This is a genomic window from Saccharopolyspora sp. 6V (assembly GCF_020176785.1).
Lineage (GTDB): Bacteria > Actinomycetota > Actinomycetes > Mycobacteriales > Pseudonocardiaceae > Saccharopolyspora_C > Saccharopolyspora_C gregorii.
In genome coordinates this window covers 1-21,255 of record NZ_JAIUKB010000171.1, presented here as the reverse complement: position 1 = coordinate 21,255, position 21,255 = coordinate 1, and the positions used below count along the sequence as shown (strand labels likewise).

The following is a 21,255-nucleotide window of genomic DNA, read 5'->3' as shown; positions in this document are numbered from 1 at the left end:
TCGTGCGAGCGCGCCGCGTCCACCGCCCGCTGCGGGTCGAGACCACCGGTGAGGACGACGACGTGCACCGCGGGCCGGTGGGTGCGCACCGACTCCACCAGGTCCCCGGTGGAGCGCACCGGGTCCACGTCGACGGTGACGACGTCCGGGCGCAACCGGTCGACCAGGGCGGGCAGCTGCGGATCGTCGGTGGCGCACCGGCCCACCACCCACACGTCCGCCACCTCGGAGAGCCGGGCGCTCAACGCCTCGGTGAGCATGAGGTGGTCGTCCACCATCAGCAGCCGCAGCACGTTCACCACCTCACGGTCCCGCGCCGCGGCGCGGAAGTCCTCATCCACCTGCGGGAGACCGGCCGGCTTCCGCGCCACCTCAGCCGGCCTGCGCACCGGCGCCGAGGCCGGGCTGCTCGCCGGGCGGCTCGACCCGGTGGCGGCGCGGGCTGCTCCAGCGGCCGGTGGAGCGCGACCACCACGCCAGCGGCAGCGCGGCGAGCGCGATCGCCGAGTCCAGCACCCGCATCGGCAGGAACAGCCACGCGTAGAGCAGGAACCGCGGCTGCCGCTGGATGATCGCCACCACGACCGTCAGCAGCAGGTCCGGCAGCACGATCCCCAGCAGCAGCGCGGGAACCGTGAGGTAGCCCGACACCGCCTCGTAGGTGCCGGCGAACCACGGCACGGTGAGCACCCCGCCCACCAGTTCCGGGACGAGGAGCACCAGCAGCACCAGCGGCAGCAGCACCAGCATGATCCCGCTGGTGAGCAGCTCCACCAGCAGCAGCGTCAGCATCGCGGTGAACAGGTTCAGCCGCGGCGGGTGCCTGCGCACCGTCTGCCACAGCCCCAGCGACCACCGCCTCGACTGGCGCACGTAGTCCCGCAACGTGCCCGGGTCCTGGGTGGCGGCGACCGCCGAGGGCGTGAACCCGATCTTGCCGAGGCGCTTCTGGTAGACCTCGAAGGTCATGTTGAAGTCCTCGATGACCAGCCCCGGCGGGTTCACCTCGATGTTCGGCAGCACGTCGGTGCGGTAGACGCTGGCGAAGCCCGGCACGATGTGGGTGGCGTTGACGTGCCGCCAGGTCTGGCCGAACTTCAGCAGGTACTGCGTCATCGAGTAGATCCGCTGCCGGTGGAACGCCACCACGCGCCCGGCGAACGACAGCGAGCGGTCCCGCCACTCGGTGCGCACGCAGCCCGCGACGGCCACCACGTCCGGATCGTCGAACAGCGGCAAGGCGGCGCGGAAGTAACCCGGTTCCACCCGGGTGTCGGCGTCCAGCAGCATCACCAGGCGGAACCGGCGCACCAGCCGGAACCGGCGGATGCCGACCTGCAGGGCGCCTGCCTTGCCCACGTTGTCGTCGGTGCTGATCACGTTGACCCCGGCGCGCCGGGCGAGTTCGACGGTGCGGTCGGTGGAGCCGTCGGAGACCACGTGCACCTGCTTCAGCGGCACCAGCCGGGTGATGGCCCGCAGGCTCTCCGCGATGACGAGCTCCTCGTTGTGGGCGGCGATGAGCACGGCCACGTCGGTGAGCTTCAGGTCGGTGGCGCGGCGCAGCCGGTGGCGCCCGGGCTGCGCCTTTTTCTCCCGGTGCGCCTGCAGGTCGGCGACCTTCGTCCGGCGCGGCACCATCCGCTCCCGCGCGGCGCCGCGCCAGCCGTCGAGCACCCGCAACAACCCGATCAGGCCCCACAGCGTGAAGTTCGCGCCGAAGACCGCGATCGCCAGCACCCACCACGGGATCATGACCGCCCCCTCATTCGCCGACCGGCAGGCTCTCCGCCAGCCGGTTCCAGGTGGCGGTGTCCTCGTAGCCGTACATCCACAGGTAGACGCCGCGGATGCCGGAGCCGCGGGCCACTTCGAACTTCGCCTTGGAACTGACCGAGTTCTCGAACCACACCTCGTGCTCGCGGCCGCGCTCGTCGGTGTAGCGGAACCACGGGGTCTGGCTGACCGGGTCGTAGTTGGTCTCGGCGCGGTGCTGGGTGGCGAGCTGGAAGGCCTGCAGCCAGGTGACGTTGGTGCCGTGCTCGCCGACCCAGTCGTAGCCGTAGAGCGGGATGCCGAGCACGATCCGCTCCTGCGGGATCTTCGACTTGGCGTACTTCACGACGTCGCGCACCCAGCCGATCGGTGCGACCGGCCCGGGCGGCGAGGTCCCCCAGTGGAAGTCGTAGCTCATCAGCCGCACCTGGTCTGCGGCCCGGCCGATGACGGCGAAGTCCTGGGCGACGTTGCGCTCGTCGTAGCCCTCGTCGCTGGCCTTCGCGAACACCGCCACCGACAGGGTCTTGCGCTCGGCCCGCAGCGCCGCGCCCAGTTCGGTGACGAAGGCGCTGAACGCGTCCCGGTCCCCGGCGCGCAGGTTCTCGTAGTCGATGTCGATGCCCGCGTAGTCCTCGCGCTCGACCAGCGCGACGATCTCCCGCACGTGCCGGTCCCGCAGCCGCGGGTCGTGCAGCACCTTCGCGACCGGTTCGTACGCCCAGCGCCCGTCGGTGATGTTGGCCAGCGAGGCCACCACCGGCACCCCGGCCTCGCGGAGCTTCCCGACCTGCTCGGCGACCTCCGCGGTGCGCTCCGGCGGGAACTGGTGGGTGATCCGCCCGTCGTCGCCGAGGCCGTAGATCCACGGCGAGACCTCGTTCACCGAGTCCCGGTTGGCGACGACGGTGGTGGTGCCGTTGCCGAGGTTCCAGAACGGCAGCGACGCCACCACCAGCGTGCCCGGTTTCGACGGCGACATCATGCGCGGCGCCGCCATCACGACCACCAGCAGCGCGGCGATCGCGATGAGCGCGATGAACCAGACGGAGCCGCCGAAGTGCCGGACCCGCCGCGCCCGCGGGCTGGGGCCCTGGTCCGGCGGCCAGGACCGCGGTCCGGTCGGTTCCGGTTCGTCCGGGCCGGATCCGGCCCAGGTCCGCCGCCACCACGCGGTGAGCTTCGCCCCGAGGCCGTCCTGCTCGGCGCCGTCCGCGGTCGCCACACCATCTCGTTCTCCTTCCCGAACCCCGTCGTCGCTCATCGCCGCCCCGCTTACGCCGAGACGACCTGCGCGGCGCGCGTCTGCTCGTCGATGACGGCGCGGATGATGTCGTCGAGGGTGCGCGCGGGCTGGAACCCGATGAGCTCGCGGGCCTTGGCGCAGTCCGGCACCCGCCGCTGCAGGTCCTCGTAACCGGCACCGTAGGCGTCCTCGTAGGACATCTTCACCACGCCCGCGTCGGATCCGGTCAGCTCCAGCACGCGGCTCGCCAGGTCCATGATGGACACCTGCTCGGTGCTGCCGAGGTTGACGGCGGTCCCGTTGGCGGCGGGCAGCTCCGCCAGCCGCGCCAGGGCGGGCACCACGTCGTGCACGTGGCAGAAGCAGCGGACCTGGTGCCCGGTGCCGAACACGGTGAGCGGCCTGCCGTGCAGCGCCTGGCTCACCAGCCGCGGGATCACCATGCCGTAGCGGCCGCTCTGCCGGGGCCCGACGGTGTTGAACAGCCGCACGATCACCGCGTCCAGCCCGAGTTCCCGGACGTAGCAGCAGGTGAGGCTCTCGTCGATGGCCTTCGCCTCGGAGTAGGTCCAGCGGGTCTTCAACGGCGAGCCGATCAGCCGGTCGTCGGTCTCGGCCAGGCCCGGTTTGGTGTTCTTGCCGTAGATCTCGCTGGTGGAGGCCACCAGCACCCGCGCCCCGTGCCGGTGCGCCGAGTCGAGCACGTTCTCGGTGCCGTGCACGTTGGTGAGCAGGCTGCGCAGGGTGCGCTCCTGGATGACGAACGCGCCCACCGCGGCGGCCAGGTGGAACACCACGTCCACTTCGGACACCAGGTCGTCGATCAGCGAACCGTCGAGGATGGTGCCGCGCACGAACCGGAAGTCCGGCTCGTCCGCGGGCAGGTTCGCCTCGCTGCCGGTGCTGAGGTCGTCGACGCCGACCACGGTGTTCCCCTCGGCCAGCAGCCACTCCACGAGGTGCGAGCCGATGAACCCGGCGGCTCCGGTGACCAGCGCCCTCATCGGACCCCTCCGCCCTGCTCGGTGGCCAGCTCCCGGCCGGCGACGCGCCTGCCTCCGGAGCGCAGCCGCTCGTAGAGGTCGTCGATGCGGCCGGTGACGGCCTCGATGCCGTACAGGTCGCGGATCACCGGCACGTCGCCGCGCGGGCGCCGGTCGGTGACCTCGGCGGCGATCTCCGAGCGCATTCCCTCGACGTCGCCGGGCACCTGCCGGGCCCGATCGGTGTGCACGCCCTCCAGCGCGGGGCAGGTCGTGTACAGCACCGGCATGCCGTTGGCCAGCGCCTCCAGCACCGACAGCCCGAAGGTCTCCTGCTTGGAGGAGGCCACGAACAGGTCGAACGCGGACAGCATCGCGGACACGTCGTGGCGTTCCCCGGCGAAGACCACGTGGTCGGCGACGCCCAGCGCCGCCGCCTGCTGCTCCAGCCGTTCCCGCTCGGCGCCGCCGCCGACGACGAGCAGCTTCGCGCCCTCGCCCAACAGCGGGGAGGCCGCCTCGATGACGAGGTCGAAGCGCTTGTTCGCGTCCAGCCTGCCCAGCACGCCGATCACGTGCGCCCGGTCGTCGATGCCGTGCTCGGCGCGCACCCGCGACCGCGCGTCCGGGTCGAACGACACCCGGCCGAAGTCGACGCCGTTCGGGATCACGGTGATCTTCTCGGCGCGCATCCCCCAGTTCGCGAGCCGGTCGGCCACGGTCTCCGACACCGCGATGGTGCGCTGCGCGAAGACGTCGGTGCCGAGGTACAGGCCGCGCACCCCGGCGGTCATCCGCCTGCGCTCCAGGTGCGTCTCGCCGATCGAGTGCTCGGTGCCGACGACCACCGGGGTCCCGGCGAGCCGGGCGGCGAGCTTGCCGTAGACGCACGCCCGGTACAGGTGGGTGTGCACCACGTCGTAGCCGCCCTCGCGGATCAGCGACCGCATCTTGAGCACGGCGCCCAGCTGCGTGTTGCTGGTCATGCCGAGGTCGCGGACCCGGACCCCGTCCCCGGTGATCATGTCGGCGACGTCGCCCGGGTTGTAGAGCGCGAGCACGTCGGCGTCGTGCCGGGTGTGCTGCAAGATCGATCTGAGCTGCAGCTCGGCACCGCCGACCCCCAGACCGGTGATCACGTGCAGAACCTTCATTCCTGGTCTCCCCCCATCGCGGTGGCCAGCACGATGCCGACCGTCCTGGCCACGACCACCACGTCCAGCCACGGCGTCCAGTTCTCGATGTAGCGGTTGTCGAACTCGGCCCGCTCGGGGATCGAGGTGTCCCCGTGCAGGCCGTGCACCTGGGCCCAGCCCGTCATGCCGCCCCGCACCCGGTGCCGGTCCCGGTAGCGCGGGACCTCGCGGGCGAAGCGCTCGGCGTAGCAGGGCCGTTCCGGGCGCGGCCCCACCACCGACATCTCGCCGCGCAGCACGTTGCCCAGCTGCGGCAGCTCGTCGAAGTGGGTGCCGCGCAGCCAGCTGCCCAGCGGAGTCGTGTCGGCCGGGCGCACCGCCCAGCCCTGCGCGGTCCCGCGCGGCACGGTGCGCAGCTTCACCACGGTCGCCGACCGGCCGGGACCGGTGACGCGGCGCTGGCGGAACAGCGCCGCCCCGCCGCCCCCGAAGCGGACCGCGGCGGCCAACACCAGCAGCAGCGGTGCCAGCACCACCAGCAGCGCCCCGGCCAGCACCACGTCGAACGCGCGCTTGACCAGAGCCGCGGCCGCGGTGTGATTCCAGCGGCGCAGCGGCACCAGCGGGATCCCCCAGACCTCGTCGAGCAACCGCTGCGGCACCGCCACCCCCAGCTCCGGCAGCGCGGGCACCAGGTGCACCGCGGCGGGCAGCGGGCGGGCGGCCCGGACGATGCCCACCAGATCCGCTTCGGTGTCCGCGGCGCACAGGACCACCCGGGTGGCGCGGTACCGTGCCACCAGCTCGGCCCGCTGCCGCGGCCGGCCCGGCACCGGCACCGCCGCCGGCACCGGCTCGTCGGCGAGCAGCAACGGCCGCAGCCCGAACTCCGGGTGCTCCAGCAGCGCGCGGGAGATCCGCACCCCGGTGGCCCCGGCACCCGCGACCAGCACCACCTCCACCAGCCGCCCGCGCCGGTGCGCGGCCCGCAGCCCGGCGACCCCGGCGAGGCGCGCCAGCACCAGCCCGCCCGCCCCCGCGGGCACCAGCCACCCGGCGCCGGTCCACGGCAGCAGCAGCGCGGCGGGCACCGCGGCGTCCAGCACCAGCCGCGGCACCTGGTCGCCGACGCGCAAGCAGATCCGCGCCCGGTGCCCGCCGTCCACGCCCACCGCCAGCAGCACCGCCACCACGTACAGCGCCGCGGGCAGCACCGGCACGCCCAGCACCAGCACCACCGCGGTCAGCGCGACCACGTCGACCAGCGGCCACAGCACCAGCGGCAGCAGCCGCGGCACCCCGCGCGCCCCGGACCGCACCGGGGCGCGCCACCGGCACGGCACGGGACCGGGGCCGGACCGCAGGTCGGCGATGCTCATCCGGCCGCCCCGGCCCGGACCCGCCGAGCGCCGGAGGTCGAGGCCAGCCGGGCACCGACGCGCCGCACCGCGTGGTCGGCGCCGTAGACGAACCGCATCACCGGGCCGTGGCTCGGGGTCACCGCGGCCCCGATGAAGAACAGGCCCGGCACCGAGGACTCGAAGTCCGCCCCGACCCGCGGGGTGCGGTCCAGCGTCCGCAGCCGCGACCGCAGCCTCGGGTTCACGAACGCGAGCCGCTCCAGGTCCGGCGGGTAGCCGGTCGCGCAGATCACGTGGTCGGCGGTGAACTCGCGGCCCCCGCCGCCGAAGGTGCGCACTCCCAGCCGCACCTGGTCACCCACCGTCTTCGCCCAGTCCACGGTGTGCCCCACGTGCACCGGCAGCACGCCTTCGACGCGGCTGCGCAGCCACCACCCCCCGGCGGGCCCGAGCGCGGTGCGCGCCCGCAGCACCCGCTGGCTCTCCGGCAGGTGCCGGAACAGGTCGGGGTGCTCGGAGTAGAACCAGGTCGACAGGCCGGAGCCGAGTCCCGCCTCCGGCTCCCGCATCCGGCGCAGCAGCGGCCGGTCCGGCAACAGCGGCCGCCCGTTCCACACCACGTTCCGGGCGCGCGCGATCAGCCGCACGTCGGCGCCGTGCTCGTGCAGCAGCGCCGCCGATTCCAGCGCGGACTGGCCCGCGCCGATCACCAGCACCGAGGCGCCGTCGAACCCGGACAGGTCGGTGTGCTCGGAGCTGTGCGTGCACAGCTCGGCGGGCAGGTCGGAGAACACCTCCGGGGTGCGCGGGAAGTGCTGCACCCCCGCGGCGACCACCACCGAGCGGGCCTTCGCGGTGCCGCCGTCGGCGAGGGCCAGCTCGAACTCGCCCGCCTGCCGGTCCACGTCGGTCACCAGCACCTCCTCCACCTCCAGGCCGCGCTGCTCGCGGAACCAGTCGGCGTAGGAGATGAAGTTCTCCAGCGATACCGGCACGCCGTAGTCCGCGTAGCCGTGCCCGGTCTCCTGGCAGAAGTTCCGCAACGTGTGCGACCGGTCCGGGTCGGACAGGTTCGAGGCGAACCCCTGCGATTTCAAGAACATGCCCCGCGGCATCCTGCTGCGCCACAGGTCCATCGGGATGCCGAACTGCCGGTAGCTGACCCCGGCCGACCGCAGGTGCGCGGCCAGCGACAGCCCGTACGGACCGGCGCCCACGATGGCGACGTCGACGGTGTCGTTCATCTGTGTCCCTCCTCGACCGCATACGGCGACCGTCGCCGCTGCCGAATTGCCGCCCCCGCGTCCCGCTCGATCCGTTCGCGGTACCGCGGCGGCTCCACCACCTGCACGCCGGTGCGGGGCGCGAACCTGCGGGTGAGGGCGCGACGGCCCATCCACCCGCACATCAGCGCGAACGGCGCCAGGTCGTCGCGGGCGAACCACGCGAGCTCGTCCGCCCGCCACACCGACCGGATCCACTGCCGCAGCCCCAGGTCGCCGCGGCGCCAGTAGCCGACCGCGCCGAGCGGGTCGTAGTTCTCCACCAGGAACCGGCGGCCCACCGGCGGCAGGCCCTCCGGCACCGGCTGCCCGGTCAGGTCCAGGTAGGCCGCCAGCACCACGTCGATGCCCGCGGAGTCCCGGAACAACCGGAACTGCGCGCCCAGCCGGGGGTTGAAGTCCAGCAGCCGGTAGCTGCCGTCCCGCCGGTCGAACCGGAAGTCCAGGTCGGCGATGCCGCGGAAGTCCAGGCGCCGCAACAATTCCGTCGCCTGCGCGCGCAGCACCGTGTTGGACAGGCAGCGGCCCAGCGTGGTCAGGCCCGCGTGCGCCGGGTAGGAGCGCAGCTTCACGCCGGTGAACGCCGGCCGGCAGCCGCCGGACCCGCGGTAGGCGTGGAAGAACCAGTCGTTGCCGCTGCCGCCGGGCACGTACTCCTGCAGCATCAGCAGTCCCGCCCGCTGCTGCTCGGTCTCCTGCTCGTCCCACGCGTCGCCGAGCTCCCGCAGGTCCCGCGGCGTGCGCAGGATGGAGGTGCTGCGGACCTTCGCCCGGCCGCCGGAGGTCCACGGCGTGGCGAGCTTCGCCACCAGCGGGTAGCCGGTCTCGGCGGCGAACTCGGCGGCCTCCGCCCTGGTGCGCACGAGTTCGGCGCGGGGCGTCTGGATCCCCAGGTCCCGGCACACGTCCTGCAGGGTGAACTTGCCCGCGACCTCCCGCGGCAGCTCCGGCGGCGGATCCGGGAACCGGAACCAGTGCCGCAGCGCCGCGCCGTGCTCGGCCAGGTGGATCGCGGCGGCGTCGTCGGTGGGGAACAGCACCGCGGGCCTGCCGAGCTTCTCCGCCAGCGCCGCCAGCCCCAGGTTGATCCGCTCCGGGTCGGCGAGCTCCGGCCGCCACCACCAGCGGCCGCGCAGGTAGCGGGAGTGCGCGGCCGGCGCCATCGGGTCCTCGTGCACCGCGTACACCGGCACCCCGGCGCGGCCCAGGCTGCGGATCAGCCCGAGCCCGCCGTGGTGCAGCGCGTTCGGGTCCAGCTTGAACACGACCGCGGGCGTGGCGGTGTCGATGCCGGCCGGTTCCGGGGTGCGCATCCCTCACACGACCTGCCGGTGCGGGGCCAGGTCGAACTGGTAGGTCGCGTCGAGGACCTGCGGGCAGTCCTCCGCCCACGAGTAGTCCAGCCCGGGGTGCACGGTGTGCACGACGACGAGGTCCCAGTCCGCGCCGCGCGGTTCCGGTTCCCCGGTCAGCGTGGACCCGTCGGGCAGCACGACCTCCCCGATGAGCGGGTCGTGGTAGCGCACGTCCGCGCCGAGCCGGGTGAGCCCGGCGATGATCGGCAGCGCCGGGGACTCCCGCAGGTCCCGCACGCCCGCCTTGTAGCTCACGCCCGCGATCAGCACCCGAGCCCCGGCCGCGGGGGTGCCCGCGGCGGCCAGCAGCTGCTCGGCGCGGCGCACCACCTGGTCCGGCCGCAGGTCGATGGATCGCATCGCCTGGTCGATCATCGGCGCGGCCACGCCCCGCTCCCGCAGCTGCCACAGCAGGTAGTGCGGGTCGCAGGGGATGCAGTGCCCGCCGACGCCCGGCCCGGGGAAGCTGCCGAGGAAGCCGTACGGCTTGGTGCCCGCCGCGACCGTCACCTCGATCGGATCCAGCTCCAGCGCGCCGCAGATGTCGGCCATCTCGTTGGCCAGCGCCAGGTTCACGGCGCGGAAGATGTTCTCGTACAGCTTGGTCAGCTCCGCCGCCTCCGGGGAGCTCACCAGGTACACCGAGTCGGTGAGGTCGCCGATGACCCGCGCCGCCCGCGCCGAGCACTCGGGGGTGACGCCGCCGACGATGCGCGGGGTGTGCCGCTGCGAGTGGTCGTGGTTGCCGGGGTCGATGCGCTCCGGGCTGAACGCCACGTGCACCTGGCTGCCGACGGCCAGCCCGCGCCGCCGCAGCGGTTCCACCAGCAGTTCCCGCGTGGTGCCGACGAACGTCGTGGAGGTGAGGATGATCGTCTGCCCCGGGCGGGCGTGCGCCACCGCGGTCGCGCAGGCGGACCGCAGCGCCGCCAGGTCCGGGCTCCGCTCGTCGTCCACCGGGGTCGGCACGCACACCACGACGGTGTCGGCCTCGGCCAGCGCGGACGGGTCCTCGGCGAGCCGCAGCGTCCCGTCGCCGAGCGCCTCGTGCAGCACGGCCCGCTCCCCCTCCGGCAGGTCCACGTCCCCGTCGGCGATGTCCCGCAGCCGCTGCTCGCTGATGTCGACGCCGACGACGCGGGAGCGGCGGGCGGCGAGCCCGCAGGCGGTGGGCAGCCCGACGTACCCGAGTCCGAGGATCACCACCGCTTCCTGCCGGGTGCCCGGCAGCGGGGCGTCGAGCCCGGCGACGCGGCGGACCGCGTCCTCCTCCGACCGGTCCTGGTAGGCCACCAGCCGATCGGACAGCTGGCGTTCCCGCCCGTTGACCGCCAGCGCGAGGTGATGCTGGGTCACGTTTCCTCCCCCGGTTGCGCGTGTCCCCCTGCCGGGCCCGGGGCGTGCTCCGCCCGCCGGTGCCCGGTGTCGCCGCGTCCGGCGCGGCGGTCTCGGCCCCCACCTCGATCCGCCGCGCCGGTCGGTTCGCTGCGGGCTTCAGACTCGCAGCTCAGCGGGCCCGGACCGCTCCCCCAACGGCGGTAGCGCCCCTACCGAAACCGCAGGATTCCCGAGTCGGCGGCGAGCACGTGCCGGACGCGCTTCGCATCGAGCCGCAGCGTCCCGTCCCGGTCGCCGACGTAGGTCCGGGGCAGCGCGTGCGTCCCGGACGACGCGGAGCGCCAGATGGCGCAGCCGTACCCGTAGCCCGCTTCGCGGACGGCGGCGACGACGGCCGCGTCCACCGCGCCGTACGGGTAGCAGAAGCCGTCCACCGGTTGCCCGGAGATGGCCTGCAGCACCGGGCGGCTCTTGCCGACCTCCGCGGCGAGCTCCGCCGGTTCGAGCTCGGTGAGCCTGCGGTGCTGCACGCTGTGCGAGCCGATCTCCATCCCGGCGGCGGCGACCTCCGCGACCTGTTCCTCGGTCATCAGCGGTTTCCGCGGGCCCGCCGGGTCCCACCGGTTGTGCCCGCCGAGCATCCCGGAGATCACGAACACCGTCGCCGTCCAGCCGAAGCGCCGCAGCAGCGGGTGCACCACCTCGGCGAAGTCGGTGTAGCCGTCGTCGAAGGTCAGCCCCACCAGCCCGCGGGCCCGCCCGGCCCGCCGCGCCGCCAGCAGCTCCCGCATGGACACCCCGGTGCAGCCGCGGGCCCGCAGCCAGCGCAGCTGCCGCTCGAAGCGCGCCGGGTCCACGGTCACCAGGTACGGGTCGTCGGTGTACTCGGACACCGAGTGGTACATCAGCACGTACGGGAACGAGTGCGGTACCCGCTGCCGGGTGGCTGTGCGCTCTGTCCGGGTCATCGCCGGCCGCCTTCCTCGTCGCGGTCCTCGGCGGACCGTCGCACGGCGCGGGCGGGCGCGGACCGGTCGCGCGGGTGAGTTCCGGTACCGCGGATGCACGAGGCGCCTCGGGGATACTGGTCCGGGTCCAGGTGATGCCGAGCAGCGGGAGCGATGCCGTGGCGCAGCGGGAAGCCGAGAACGAACCCGTCACGAGCGGGGTGCCCGCGCTGGTCGGTTCGCTGAGCGAACTGCCGTCGATCGTGCTCTCCACCGACGCGGTCGACGAGGTCGTGTGGGAGACCGCGATGCTGGCGGTGCGCGCGCACGAACCGACCGGCTCGTGCGGGGTCACGGTGCTGCGCGACGGGCACCCGGTGTCGCTGGTGCCGCACCTCGCCGAGCACAACGCGCTGGAGCAGTCGCAGTACGCGGCCGGGACCGGTCCGGTGCCGGAAGCCCTGGCCGCCCGGTCCGCGGTCGTGGTCGCCGACACCGCCGACGAGCCGCGCTGGCCGGAGTTCGCGGCGGCGGCCGCCGAGCGGGGCGTCGGGTCCTGCTGCGCGGCGCCGATGTTCGTCGGGGACCGGCCGCTCGGCGTGGTCAGCTACTACGCGAAGGCGCCGCACTCCTACGACGAGGACTTCCTGCTGGGCAGGCTCATCGCCGACCTGGCCGCCACCGGGCTGTGGTGCCTGCTCAAGCACGCCGACAAGCAGCAGCTGAGCGACCAGCTGCAGCAGGCGCTGACCTCGCGCGCCGAGATCGACCAGGCCAAGGGGATCCTGATGGCGCAGCGCGGCTGCACGGCGGACGAGGCGTTCGACCTGCTGCGGGAGCAGAGCCAGCGGCACAACGTGAAGCTGCGCGAGGTCGCCGCCCGCGTCGTCCGGCGCACCACCGGCGGTGCCTGATCACCGGTCCGCCGCGCGCTGATCGGTAGGATCGGGCGAATCCCCCAGCCGGTCGCGCACCGGCCGACCAGCACGCGAGGAGTTGAGCAGTGGCCGCGGCCTCCCGCCCCGACACCGAGGACCAGGACGAGCGGGACGAGCCCCCGGCGCGGCACGCGGGGGTGCGCGACCTGATCGCCGCCTACCCGTGGCTGCCGATCCCGGTGGGGCTGCTGCTGAGCGCGTTCGGCGTGTGGTGCTTCGCCGGGCTCGCCGAGCAGGTCTACCAGGGCGGGCCGGTGCTGCGGGTGGACGAGCACCTGCTGCGGGTGTCGCTGGGGCTGCGGTCCGGACTGCTGGTCGGGGCGCTGTCGGTGCTGACCTGGCTCGGGGACGTGCTGGTGGTGCTGCCGGTGAGCCTGGCGATCGGGGTGCTGATCGGCCTCACCCGGAAGCGGTGGGGGCCGCTGGTGCTGCTGGCGGTGTCCTCAGCCGGGACGGGCCTGGCCGTGTACCTGTTCAAGATCATGATCGCGCGGCCGCGGCCGCAGGTGGTGGACGCGCTCGTCGTCGAGGACGGTTTCGGCTTCCCGTCCGGGCATTCGGCGCACGCGGCGGCTTTGTACCTGATGTTGGGCGCGTTCGGGCTGCGGCTGCTGCGCTCCCGCTGGGCGCGCGGCGCGGTGTTCGCCGGAGCGGTCCTCGCGGTCGTGATCACCGGGTTCAGCCGGGTGGTGCTGGGGGTGCACTCGCCGACCGACGTGCTGGCGGGCTGGGCGCTGGGGGCGTCGTGGACGGTGCTGCTGCTGAGCCTGTGGCTGTCCGGGGAACACCTGCCCCGCTTGATCGACGCCCTGGTCGCCCGCAAGCGACCCCGGTGAACTCGTCCGGCCCGAAGCCGCGGCGGGCGGTCAGATCGTCCAGGTGTCGTTGCCGGTGAGCAGCCGCTGGAGGTCCGGCGGATCGTTCTCCGCGGCGGCCGCGACCTGGGCCCGGGCCGCGTCGTCGTAGGTGGGGCGGGACACCGCGCGGAACACCCCGGTCACCGTCGGGTCCAGGTCCACCCCGCCCAGCCGGGACAGCGCGTAGGCGAACGAGCTGTCCGCCCGCTCGGCGTCGTGCACCACGACGTCCCCGGCGTCCACCGCGTCGTGCTCGGCGATCCGCAGCTCGCCCTCCGGCCCGCGCACCACCGCCTGCCGCGCGCTCTCCGGGCCGAACACGATCGGCTCGCCGTGGCGCAGCGGGATGAGCCGCCGCTGCTTCTCCTCCGCGTCCTTGAGCACGTCGAACGCGCCGTCGTTGAAGATCGGGCAATTCTGGTAGATCTCCACCAGCGCGCTGCCCCGGTGCTCGGCGGCGGCCCGCAGCACCTCGGTGACGTGCGCCCGGTCCGAGTCGAGGGTGCGGGCCACGAAGCTCGCCTCCGCGCCCAGCGCCAGCGACACCGGGTTGAACGGCGTGTCCAGCGACCCGGCGGGCGTGGACTTGGTGACCTTCCCGACCTCAGAGGTCGGCGAGTACTGGCCCTTCGTCAGCCCGTAGATCCGGTTGTTGAACAGCAGGATCTTCAGGTTCACGTTGCGCCGCAGCGCGTGGATCAGGTGGTTGCCGCCGATGGACAGCGCGTCGCCGTCCCCGGTCACCACCCACACCGACAGGTCGGGCCGCTGGGTGGCGAGCCCGGTGGCGATGGCCGGGGCGCGGCCGTGGATGGAGTGCATCCCGTAGGTGTTCATGTAGTACGGGAACCGGCTGGAGCAGCCGATGCCCGAGATGAACACGATGTTCTCCCGCTTGAGCCCCAGCGTCGGCAGGAAGCTCTGCACCGCGTTGAGCACGATGTAGTCCCCGCAGCCGGGGCACCACCGCACCTCCTGGTCGGACTTGTAGTCCTTCGCGGTCTGCTTCTCGTCGCTGGTGGGCACGCCGTGCAGGCCGCCCAGCTCCGGCAGTCCGAGGTCCGTGGTGGTCACGCAGACACCCCTCGCAGCACATCGGTGAGCACGTTCTGGAGTTCTTCCGCCTGGAACGGCAGGCCCGCGACCTTGGTGTGGCTGTGCACGTCCACCAGGAAGCGGGCGCGCAGCAGCATCGCGAGCTGGCCGAGGTTCATCTCCGGCACGATCACCCGGTCGTAGCGGTGCAGCACCTCGCCGAGGTTCGCCGGCATCGGGTTCAGGTAGCGCAGGTGCGCCTGCGCGATCGGCATGCCGAGTCCGCGGACGCGGCGGCAGGCGGCGCCGATCGGCCCGTACGAGGAGCCCCAGCCGAGCACCAGCACCCGGGCCTCGCCGGACGGGTCGTCCACCGCCAGCTCCGGCACCTCGACGCCGTCGACCTTCGCCTGGCGCAGCCGCACCATCCGGTCGTGGTTGTCCGGGTCGTAGGAGATCGCGCCGGAGCCGTCGGCCTTCTCCAGCCCGCCGATGCGGTGCTCGGTGCCCGGGGTGCCCGGCACCGCCCACTCGCGGGCCAGGGTCTCCGGGTCGCGCACGTACGGCCAGAACTCGCCGGAGCCGTCCGGCGCGTTCGGTCCGGTCGCGAACCGCACCCGCAGGTCCGGCAGCGCGGTGATGTCCGGGATCAGCCACGGTTCGGAGCCGTTGGCGACCGCGCCGTCGGACAGGAGCAGCACCGGGGTGCGGTAGGCCAGCGCGATCCGGGCGGCTTCCAGCGCCACCTCGAAGCAGTCCGCCGGGGAGCGCGGGGCCAGCACCGGCACCGGGGATTCACCGTTGCGGCCGTGCAGCGCCTGCAGCAGGTCGGCCTGCTCGGTCTTGGTGGGCAGCCCGGTGGAGGGGCCGCCGCGCTGGATGTCGCAGACGAGCAGCGGCAGTTCCAGGGTGACGGCGAGCCCGATGGTCTCCGACTTCAGCGCCAGACCCGGCCCGGAGGTCGTCGTCACCCCCAGCGAACCGCCGAAGGAGGCGCCGAGGGCGGCACCGACCCCGGCGATCTCGTCCTCGGCCTGGAAGGTGGTGATGCCGAAGTTCTTGTGCTTGGCCAGCTCGTGCAGCACGTCCGAGGCCGGGGTGATCGGGTAGGTGCCGAGGAACACCGGCAGCCCGCTGCGCTGCCCGGCCGCGACCAGCCCGTAGGCGAGCGCCGCGTTCCCGGTGATCTGCCGGTAGGTGCCCTTCGGCAGCGTCGCGGGCGCCACCTCGTAGGTGACCGCGAACGCCTCGGTCGTCTCGCCATAGTTCCAGCCGGCGCGGAACGCGAGCACGTTCGCCTCGGCGATGTCGGGCTTCTTCGCGAACTTCTCCCGCAGGAACCGCTCGGTGCCCTCGGTGGGCCGGTGGTACATCCAGGAGAGCAGGCCGAGCGCGAACATGTTCTTGGCCCGTTCGGCGTCCTTGCGCCCCACCCCGGCCGGTTCGGCCGCGCCGCGGGTCAGCTCCGCCATCGGCACCAGGTGGACCACGTACGGTTCGAGCTCGCCCGATTCGAGCGGGTTCTGCGCGTAGCCGACCTTGGTGAGGTTCCGCTTGGTGAACTCGTCGGTGTTGACGATGAGGGTGCCGCCGGGCGGCAGGTCGCCGAGGTTCGACTTCAGCGCCGCCGGGTTCATCGCGACCAGCACGTCGGGCCGGTCGCCGGGGGTGAGGATGTCGTAGTCGGCGAAGTGCAGCTGGAAGCTGGAGACCCCGGGCAGCGTGCCCGCGGGAGCCCGGATCTCGGCCGGGAAGTTCGGCAGCGTCGCCAGGTCGTTGCCGAAGGCCGCCGCTTCCGAGGTGAAGCGGTCGCCGGTGAGCTGCATGCCGTCGCCGGAGTCGCCCGCGAAGCGGATCACCACGCGGTTGAGCTTGCGCGGCGGTTCCCCCGAGCCGTTCGAGGCCGGACCGGCCTCCGGTCGCTGCGGAGGCTGGTGCCCGTTCGTACTCACACCTGCACCCGTTCCCCTTCCGGCCGCGGGCCAGCCCGCGAGCCTCTCGGCCGCCCTGTGACGCACGATACAGCTCGGCGTGGTGTTCCTACGCCGATCACCCGGGGGACTCAAGGGCGAGACGCGCTCGGCGGGCCGGTCGACGTGAATTCCGCAGCTGTTCTCCGCGCGTCTTCCCGGCGACGATTCACTACTCCCGGGTAAAACAAGAGCGCCCTTGCGGCGAAACGGCGCGGGCCCACCCGCTCCCGATCAGGACGCCTCGGCGGAAGGCGCCCTCCCCGCCCGATTCCCGCCGGGCCGAAACCTCGCGCGGAATGGTCCAGCGCACCGTCACCGACCGGTCACCCGTGGTGAGTCCGCGGCGCGACACCCCGGTATTCCGGAGCGACACGCCGCACGATACCGGCATCGGCGGACATCTCGGGCCCGACGGCATTCGGCCGCCGCCGTGCACCCGGGCGGCAGCCCGCGCGGCACTCCACCCGCCCCGCCCGCGACCTGCCGCGAAGCCGTCCGGTCCGGACGTCCGGCACATCTCGGCGGGCGCAGCGGCGCCGCTGCACCGACCGACGCGTCGCGCGCCACCGGCGGGACGATCGATCCACGGCGACCGGCCCTCCGCCAACGCTCCGGCGGGTCCGGCGGCACCATTCCGGAGAGCATCGCGGGAATTCGATTCGAACTGACCGGAACGCTCCGCGGCACGGTTGTTCCGGCGCATTTATCTCGCATTTCCACAATTGCCCCGACTCCTCGACCAGAATACGATCCGACCCCTCGACCGCGGGCCAGGCCAATAACGCCGCGCGACCATTCAGCCGGGGCCGCGAGAACGTCCACGAGAAGAGTCGCGCAATTGATCGGTGTGACGCCGATCATTCCCCCGAAGTAGGAACCGGGGAGCGGACGTCTTAGTTCCAACGAGTGAAGTCGTTAGTAGGTAGCGCCGCGCGAGCGCCGCGGAAAGCGAACGACCCGGCCACCCCCATGGCCGGGTCGTCCACGAACGTTCGGGAACCGGATGCTCCGGTCAGGCCCCGGGCAGGCCCAGCAGGGCCGCCACGCAGGTCGCCAGATCCCCCGTCCGGCTCCACACCAACTCCCCCGGCGCCGCGGTGGCGGCGGGCATGATCCGCGCCGCGCGGCACTCGTCCTGACCGAAGATCCACAGCACGTCCATGCAGGTCGCGGTGTCCCGCCAGCCGACCAGACCGCCGATCTCCCCCTCGTCGTCCGCGACGGCGCGGAAGGACCACCCCGCCGCTCGCAGGTCGTTGAGACCCGCCAGCTCCGGGTAGGCTCGCACCGCGGACGCCGCCACACCCCCCTTCGTCGTGTCCTCTCCCGCGCCGTCCGGGCGGGAATCGAGGAATGCGCGCCGATTCTCAGCTGCTGATCGCATAGGCTGACAGTGGACCGAAATCGGATATCGGAGTGCCACACAATCGCCACACCCGCCGAGTTCCGATTGCCCTCCCGCGGCCGATCAGGTTTCGTGAGCGGGGCGTACAAGGGGGAAGACAGCATGACGCACGGAAACGGCATGGAAACCGACCTCGCACCGGAGGGTCCCGGCGACGACGTCGAAACCGACAATCCGACTCGGATCGGTTCCCGCATCGCCGAACTCCGCAAGATCCACGGCGTGACGCAGCGGGCGCTGTCGGTGCGGGCGGCGGTCTCCTATTCGCTGCTGCGCAAGGTGGAGCGCGGTGAGCGCGCGGCCAGCCACTCGTTCGTGGCCGCCGTCGCGCGAGCGCTGTCCATCAACATCACCGACCTCACCGAGCAACCGCACCACAGCCGCCTCGCCGGGCCGTCCTCGGACCAGGCGGGCGTGCCCGCGCTGCGCCAGGCGCTGGTCGAGGGCGACGACCCGCAGCTGGACACCGACCCGCGCAGCATCGCCGACCTGCGCGCCGATGTGGCCCGGATCAAGGAGTGGGACCGGCGGACCCGGCACGCCGAGGCGGTGCAGGCGCTGCCCGACGTGCTCCGGCACCTGCACCACGCGGTGCGGGCGCACCCGGACGTCCCCGCGGTGCACGAACTGCTCGCGACCGCGTACTCCTACACGATGATCGCGTTGTACCGGCTGGGGCACCTCGACCTGTGCCACCTGGCCGACGAGCGGGCGCGGGCCGCCTCCGCCCGCGGCGCGGACCCGGTGCGCGGTTCGGTGGCCGAGTGGAACCACGCGCTGGTCCTGCTGTTCGACGGCTCCTACAACGCCGGGCTGCGCTCCCTGGACCGGTCGCTGGGCCTGATCGGGTCGGAGCCGGAGACCCCGGCGACCTCCGCGGTGCGCGGCGCGGTGCACCTGCGCGCCGCGATCATGGCCGCGCGCACCGCCGACGCCGACCTCGCCGACGAGCACCTGCGGGAGGCCCGCGCGATGGTCGTCGACGGCCAGGACGAGGCCAACCACTACGGCACCAAGTTCGGTGCCACCAACGTCGACATCCACGGCGTCGCCGTACCGGTCGAGCTCGCCGACGGCACCACCGCGGTCACCAGGGCCGCCACCGTGGAGCTGCCCGAGCACACCGCGCCGAGCCGCAGCGGGCACTACTGGATCGACCTCTCCCGGGGCTGGCTGCTGCACGGCGACCGGCGGCGCTCGCTGGAGTGCCTGCAGACCGCGCGGCGGATCGCGCCGCAGCTGACCCGGTACCACCCGCAGGTGCACGAGACGGTGCAGTCGCTGGCCGCCAGCGACGCCCGCTCCACGAACAGCCTGTCCCACTTCGCCGCCTGGTGCGGCATCCGGCGGTGAGCGGCACCGTGCTCGACGACGGCAGACCCGTGCTGTACGCACTCGCGATGGGCTCGCCCGCGGCGCGCGACGTGGGGCGGCTGGTGGAACTCGCGCAGGCCGACGGGTGGGAGGTGTGCGTCGTCACCTCCCCCGACGGCAGGCGGTTCCTCGACGTCGAGGCGCTGGCCGCGAAGACCGGGCACCCGGTGCGCAGCGAGTACAAGGACCCCGCCGCGGCCGACGAACTGCCGCCCGCGGACGGCATGATCGCCGCGCCGATCACCTGCAACAGCCTCGCGAAGTGGGCGGCGGGCATCTCCGACACGCTGCCGCTGGGGCTGCTGGTGGAAGCCGTCGGCAAGCGGCAGCCGGTGGTGGCGATGCCGTTCTCCAACCGGGCGCAGATCGCGTTCCCCGCCGTGCGGGAGGCGATGCGCAGCCTCGGCGGCTGGGGCGTCGAGGTGCTCGCCGGGCCCGACGTCTACGAGCAGCACGAGCCCGGCACCGGTGCGGCCCACCTGCACCGGTTCCCGTGGGAACTGGCGTGGCGCACCTTCCTCGCGCATCCCTGGCAACCGGCCCGCTGACCACGCCGGGCGGGTCGCCGCGCCCGCACCCCCACCGCGCCTAGACTCGCGCCGCGCCGGACGTCCACCGGCCGCCGTCGACGAGGGGGAACGGGTGCCAGCGCCGACCGAGCAGCCCACGTGCGCCGCGACCGGCGGGGAGAACACCGGGCCACCGCCGTTCGCGCGCGGGCCGGTGCTGCTGCTCGCCGGACTCGCCGCGCTGCTGCTGCTCCTGGTCAGCGGGCGCTACGGGTACCTGTCCGACGAGCTGTACTTCATCGCCGCCGGGAAGCACCACCTGGACTGGGGCTACATGGACCAGCAGCCGCTGGTGCCGCTGCTGGCCGCCGCGATCGACGCCGTCGCGCCCGGTTCGCTGCTCGCGCTGCGGCTGCCCGCCGCGCTGATCGCCGCGTTCGGCATCGCGGGCACCGCGCTGCTCGCCCGCGAGCTCGGCGCGGACCGGCGCGCCCAGGTGATCGCCGCCGCCGCGTGCGCGCTGTCGCCGTGGCTGCTGCTGAGCGGGCACTGGCTGGCCGCCGCGACGCTGGAGCCCGCGCAGTGGCTCGCGCTGCTGTGGCCGGTGGCGCGGTGGGTCCGGCTGCACCGGGCCGGGATCCGGCGGGACCGGCTGCTGCTGCTCGCCGGGGTGGTCGCCGCCGTCGGGGTGCAGACGAAGTTCCAGATCGTGCTGCTGTGCGCGGCGCTGCTGCTCGGGGTGCTGATCTCCGGCCCGCGCGAGCTGCTGCGGCGCCCCGCGCTGTGGGCCGGTGCGCTGCTCGCCGCGGTGGCGGCCGCACCGGCGCTGGCCTGGCAGATCGCGCACGGCTGGCCCGCGGTGGACATGGCGGGCGTGGTGGGTGGTGAGACCGACCGGCTCCTGCTGCTGCCCGCGGTGCTGCTCTACGCCGGGCCCGTGGTGGGGGCCGCGCTGTGCTGCTTCGGGACGTGGTGCCTGCTGCGGGACGAACGGCTGCGGCCCGTGCGGTTCCTCGGCTGGGCGGTGCTGCTGCTCGCCGCGTTCCACCTGCTGGCCTCGGGACGGCCGAACTACCTCTCGGGGCTCTACGGCCTGTTGTTCGCCGCGGGCGCCGTCGGTCTCCGGCACCGGCGGACCGCGCGGTGGTCGTGGGTGGTGGGGCCCGCGTTCGCGGTCTCGGCGGTGCTGCCGCTGGCGCTGCTGCCGCTCGCCCCGCTGCCGGTGGCGGCCCGGCACCCGCAGCTGGCCCCCTACAGCCGGATGTACGAGACGGGGTGGCCGGAGCTCACCGCGACCGTCGCGGCCGCCTACCGCTCGCTGCCGCCGGAGCAGCGGCGGCGGACCGCGCTCGTCGCCGAGACCTACCACCTGGCGGCGGCGCTCGACGTGCTCGGGCCGGCGGCCGGGCTGCCTCCGGTGCACAGCCCGAACCGCGGGTACTGGTACTTCGGTGCTCCGCCGGACGGCGCCACGGTGTTGCTGTACGTGGGGGCCGCCGAGCCGCTCGCGCCGCACTTCGCCGAACGCACTCCGATCGCGCGGGTGCGGACCGGGCCGGTGGTGAACCTCGCGCAGGGCGTGTCGGTGCTCCGGTACTCGGACCCGGTGCGGCCGTGGTCCCGGCTGTGGCCGCTGATCCGCACCGGCTGATCGGAAGGCGCGTCCGCCGGGCGGGCTCGGGCGGACCGCTCAGGGGCGGGGCGGGTGGTTCGGCGGCTGCCGGATCGGCGAGGCGCGG

The 21,255-nt window shown here is 73.6% G+C and carries 17 protein-coding genes and 1 pseudogene; 5 read left to right on the top strand and 13 right to left on the bottom strand.

From position 1 onward, the window contains the following. From LCD35_RS27160 to LCD35_RS27115, 10 genes and pseudogenes are all read right to left on the bottom strand, one after another. Positions 1-371, bottom strand: a pseudogene (locus tag LCD35_RS27160) (hypothetical protein); the annotation flags it as partial. Position 372: 1 nt separating this feature from the next. Further along, complete coding sequence (locus LCD35_RS27155) at positions 373-1,755, bottom strand: glycosyltransferase family 2 protein (protein WP_224963013.1); 1,383 nt, start codon at positions 1,753-1,755, stop codon at positions 373-375. 10 nt (positions 1,756-1,765) lie between these two features. Further along, positions 1,766-3,001, bottom strand: a complete 1,236-nt coding sequence (locus LCD35_RS27150; RefSeq protein WP_225045166.1) for a glycosyl hydrolase family 18 protein — start codon at positions 2,999-3,001, stop codon at positions 1,766-1,768. Positions 3,002-3,051: 50 nt separating this feature from the next. After that, positions 3,052-4,026, bottom strand: a complete 975-nt coding sequence (locus tag LCD35_RS27145; RefSeq protein WP_224967036.1) for an NAD-dependent epimerase/dehydratase family protein — start codon at positions 4,024-4,026, stop codon at positions 3,052-3,054. Next, positions 4,023-5,159 (bottom strand): glycosyltransferase, encoded by a 1,137-nt coding sequence (locus tag LCD35_RS27140; protein WP_224963007.1) that lies wholly within the window; start codon positions 5,157-5,159, stop codon positions 4,023-4,025. Before LCD35_RS27140 ends, LCD35_RS27145 begins: the two co-directional genes overlap by 4 nt. Continuing rightward, positions 5,156-6,520, bottom strand: coding sequence for a sugar transferase (locus tag LCD35_RS27135; protein ID WP_225045165.1), 1,365 nt, complete (start codon positions 6,518-6,520; stop codon positions 5,156-5,158). Before LCD35_RS27135 ends, LCD35_RS27140 begins: the two co-directional genes overlap by 4 nt. Beyond that, entirely contained in the window at positions 6,517-7,746 is a 1,230-nt protein-coding gene (locus LCD35_RS27130; protein ID WP_224978392.1) for an NAD(P)-binding domain-containing protein, read from the bottom strand. Before LCD35_RS27130 ends, LCD35_RS27135 begins: the two co-directional genes overlap by 4 nt. Beyond that, positions 7,743-9,098, bottom strand: coding sequence for a carboxylate--amine ligase (locus LCD35_RS27125; protein WP_224968508.1), 1,356 nt, complete (start codon positions 9,096-9,098; stop codon positions 7,743-7,745). Before LCD35_RS27125 ends, LCD35_RS27130 begins: the two co-directional genes overlap by 4 nt. A 3-nt stretch (positions 9,099-9,101) precedes the next feature. Continuing rightward, the gene (locus LCD35_RS27120) at positions 9,102-10,496 is read right to left on the bottom strand and encodes a nucleotide sugar dehydrogenase (RefSeq protein ID WP_224962206.1); all 1,395 of its coding nucleotides are present in this window, start codon (positions 10,494-10,496) and stop codon (positions 9,102-9,104) included. Between the two features lie 191 nt (positions 10,497-10,687). Next, the gene (locus LCD35_RS27115) at positions 10,688-11,446 is read right to left on the bottom strand and encodes a polysaccharide deacetylase family protein (protein WP_224962204.1); all 759 of its coding nucleotides are present in this window, start codon (positions 11,444-11,446) and stop codon (positions 10,688-10,690) included. Positions 11,447-11,604: 158 nt separating this feature from the next. Between LCD35_RS27115 and LCD35_RS27110 the strand changes: the two genes are divergently transcribed. Together LCD35_RS27110 and LCD35_RS30605 are read left to right on the top strand one after the other, a co-directional pair. Beyond that, complete coding sequence (locus LCD35_RS27110; RefSeq protein WP_225045164.1) at positions 11,605-12,339, top strand: GAF and ANTAR domain-containing protein; 735 nt, start codon at positions 11,605-11,607, stop codon at positions 12,337-12,339. 89 nt (positions 12,340-12,428) lie between these two features. Next, the gene (locus LCD35_RS30605) at positions 12,429-13,199 is read left to right on the top strand and encodes a phosphatase PAP2 family protein (protein ID WP_224962200.1); all 771 of its coding nucleotides are present in this window, start codon (positions 12,429-12,431) and stop codon (positions 13,197-13,199) included. Positions 13,200-13,229: 30 nt separating this feature from the next. On the opposite strand, the gene LCD35_RS27100 is transcribed toward LCD35_RS30605, so the two are convergent. The 3 genes from LCD35_RS27100 to LCD35_RS27090 all read right to left on the bottom strand — a co-directional run bounded on the left by LCD35_RS27100 (position 13,230) and on the right by LCD35_RS27090 (position 17,516). After that, positions 13,230-14,294 (bottom strand): 2-oxoacid:ferredoxin oxidoreductase subunit beta, encoded by a 1,065-nt coding sequence (locus LCD35_RS27100; protein ID WP_224962197.1) that lies wholly within the window; start codon positions 14,292-14,294, stop codon positions 13,230-13,232. After that, positions 14,291-16,207 carry a 2-oxoacid:acceptor oxidoreductase subunit alpha gene (locus LCD35_RS27095; protein ID WP_225045163.1) on the bottom strand — a complete coding sequence of 639 codons (1,917 nt, stop codon included), beginning with the start codon at positions 16,205-16,207 and terminating at the stop codon, positions 14,291-14,293. Before LCD35_RS27095 ends, LCD35_RS27100 begins: the two co-directional genes overlap by 4 nt. A 1,033-nt stretch (positions 16,208-17,240) precedes the next feature. Further along, complete coding sequence (locus tag LCD35_RS27090; protein ID WP_224962195.1) at positions 17,241-17,516, bottom strand: hypothetical protein; 276 nt, start codon at positions 17,514-17,516, stop codon at positions 17,241-17,243. A gap of 219 nt (positions 17,517-17,735) precedes the next feature. Between LCD35_RS27090 and LCD35_RS27085 the strand changes: the two genes are divergently transcribed. The 3 genes from LCD35_RS27085 to LCD35_RS27075 all read left to right on the top strand — a co-directional run bounded on the left by LCD35_RS27085 (position 17,736) and on the right by LCD35_RS27075 (position 21,167). Continuing rightward, complete coding sequence (locus LCD35_RS27085) at positions 17,736-18,986, top strand: helix-turn-helix domain-containing protein (RefSeq protein ID WP_224962193.1); 1,251 nt, start codon at positions 17,736-17,738, stop codon at positions 18,984-18,986. Continuing rightward, positions 18,983-19,555: a flavoprotein gene (locus LCD35_RS27080; protein ID WP_224962191.1), complete on the top strand. Its 573-nt coding sequence runs from the start codon at positions 18,983-18,985 to the stop codon at positions 19,553-19,555. Before LCD35_RS27085 ends, LCD35_RS27080 begins: the two co-directional genes overlap by 4 nt. 94 nt (positions 19,556-19,649) lie before the next feature. Beyond that, positions 19,650-21,167, top strand: a complete 1,518-nt coding sequence (locus tag LCD35_RS27075; RefSeq protein ID WP_224962190.1) for a glycosyltransferase family 39 protein — start codon at positions 19,650-19,652, stop codon at positions 21,165-21,167. Positions 21,168-21,255: the final 88 nt, after the last annotated feature.

Bases quoted from the DNA above. Each gene is read 5' to 3' on its own strand.
- LCD35_RS27085 (WP_224962193.1), top strand. From the start codon at position 17,736: ATGACGCACGGAAACGGCATGGAAACCGACCTCGCACCGGAGGGTCCC.
- LCD35_RS27125 (WP_224968508.1), bottom strand. From the start codon at position 9,098: ATGCGCACCCCGGAACCGGCCGGCATCGACACCGCCACGCCCGCGGTC.
- LCD35_RS27145 (WP_224967036.1), bottom strand. From the start codon at position 4,026: ATGAGGGCGCTGGTCACCGGAGCCGCCGGGTTCATCGGCTCGCACCTC.
- LCD35_RS27130 (WP_224978392.1), bottom strand. From the start codon at position 7,746: ATGAACGACACCGTCGACGTCGCCATCGTGGGCGCCGGTCCGTACGGG.
- LCD35_RS27155 (WP_224963013.1), bottom strand. From the start codon at position 1,755: ATGATCCCGTGGTGGGTGCTGGCGATCGCGGTCTTCGGCGCGAACTTC.
- LCD35_RS27135 (WP_225045165.1), bottom strand. From the start codon at position 6,520: ATGAGCATCGCCGACCTGCGGTCCGGCCCCGGTCCCGTGCCGTGCCGG.
- LCD35_RS27140 (WP_224963007.1), bottom strand. From the start codon at position 5,159: ATGAAGGTTCTGCACGTGATCACCGGTCTGGGGGTCGGCGGTGCCGAG.
- LCD35_RS27115 (WP_224962204.1), bottom strand. From the start codon at position 11,446: ATGACCCGGACAGAGCGCACAGCCACCCGGCAGCGGGTACCGCACTCG.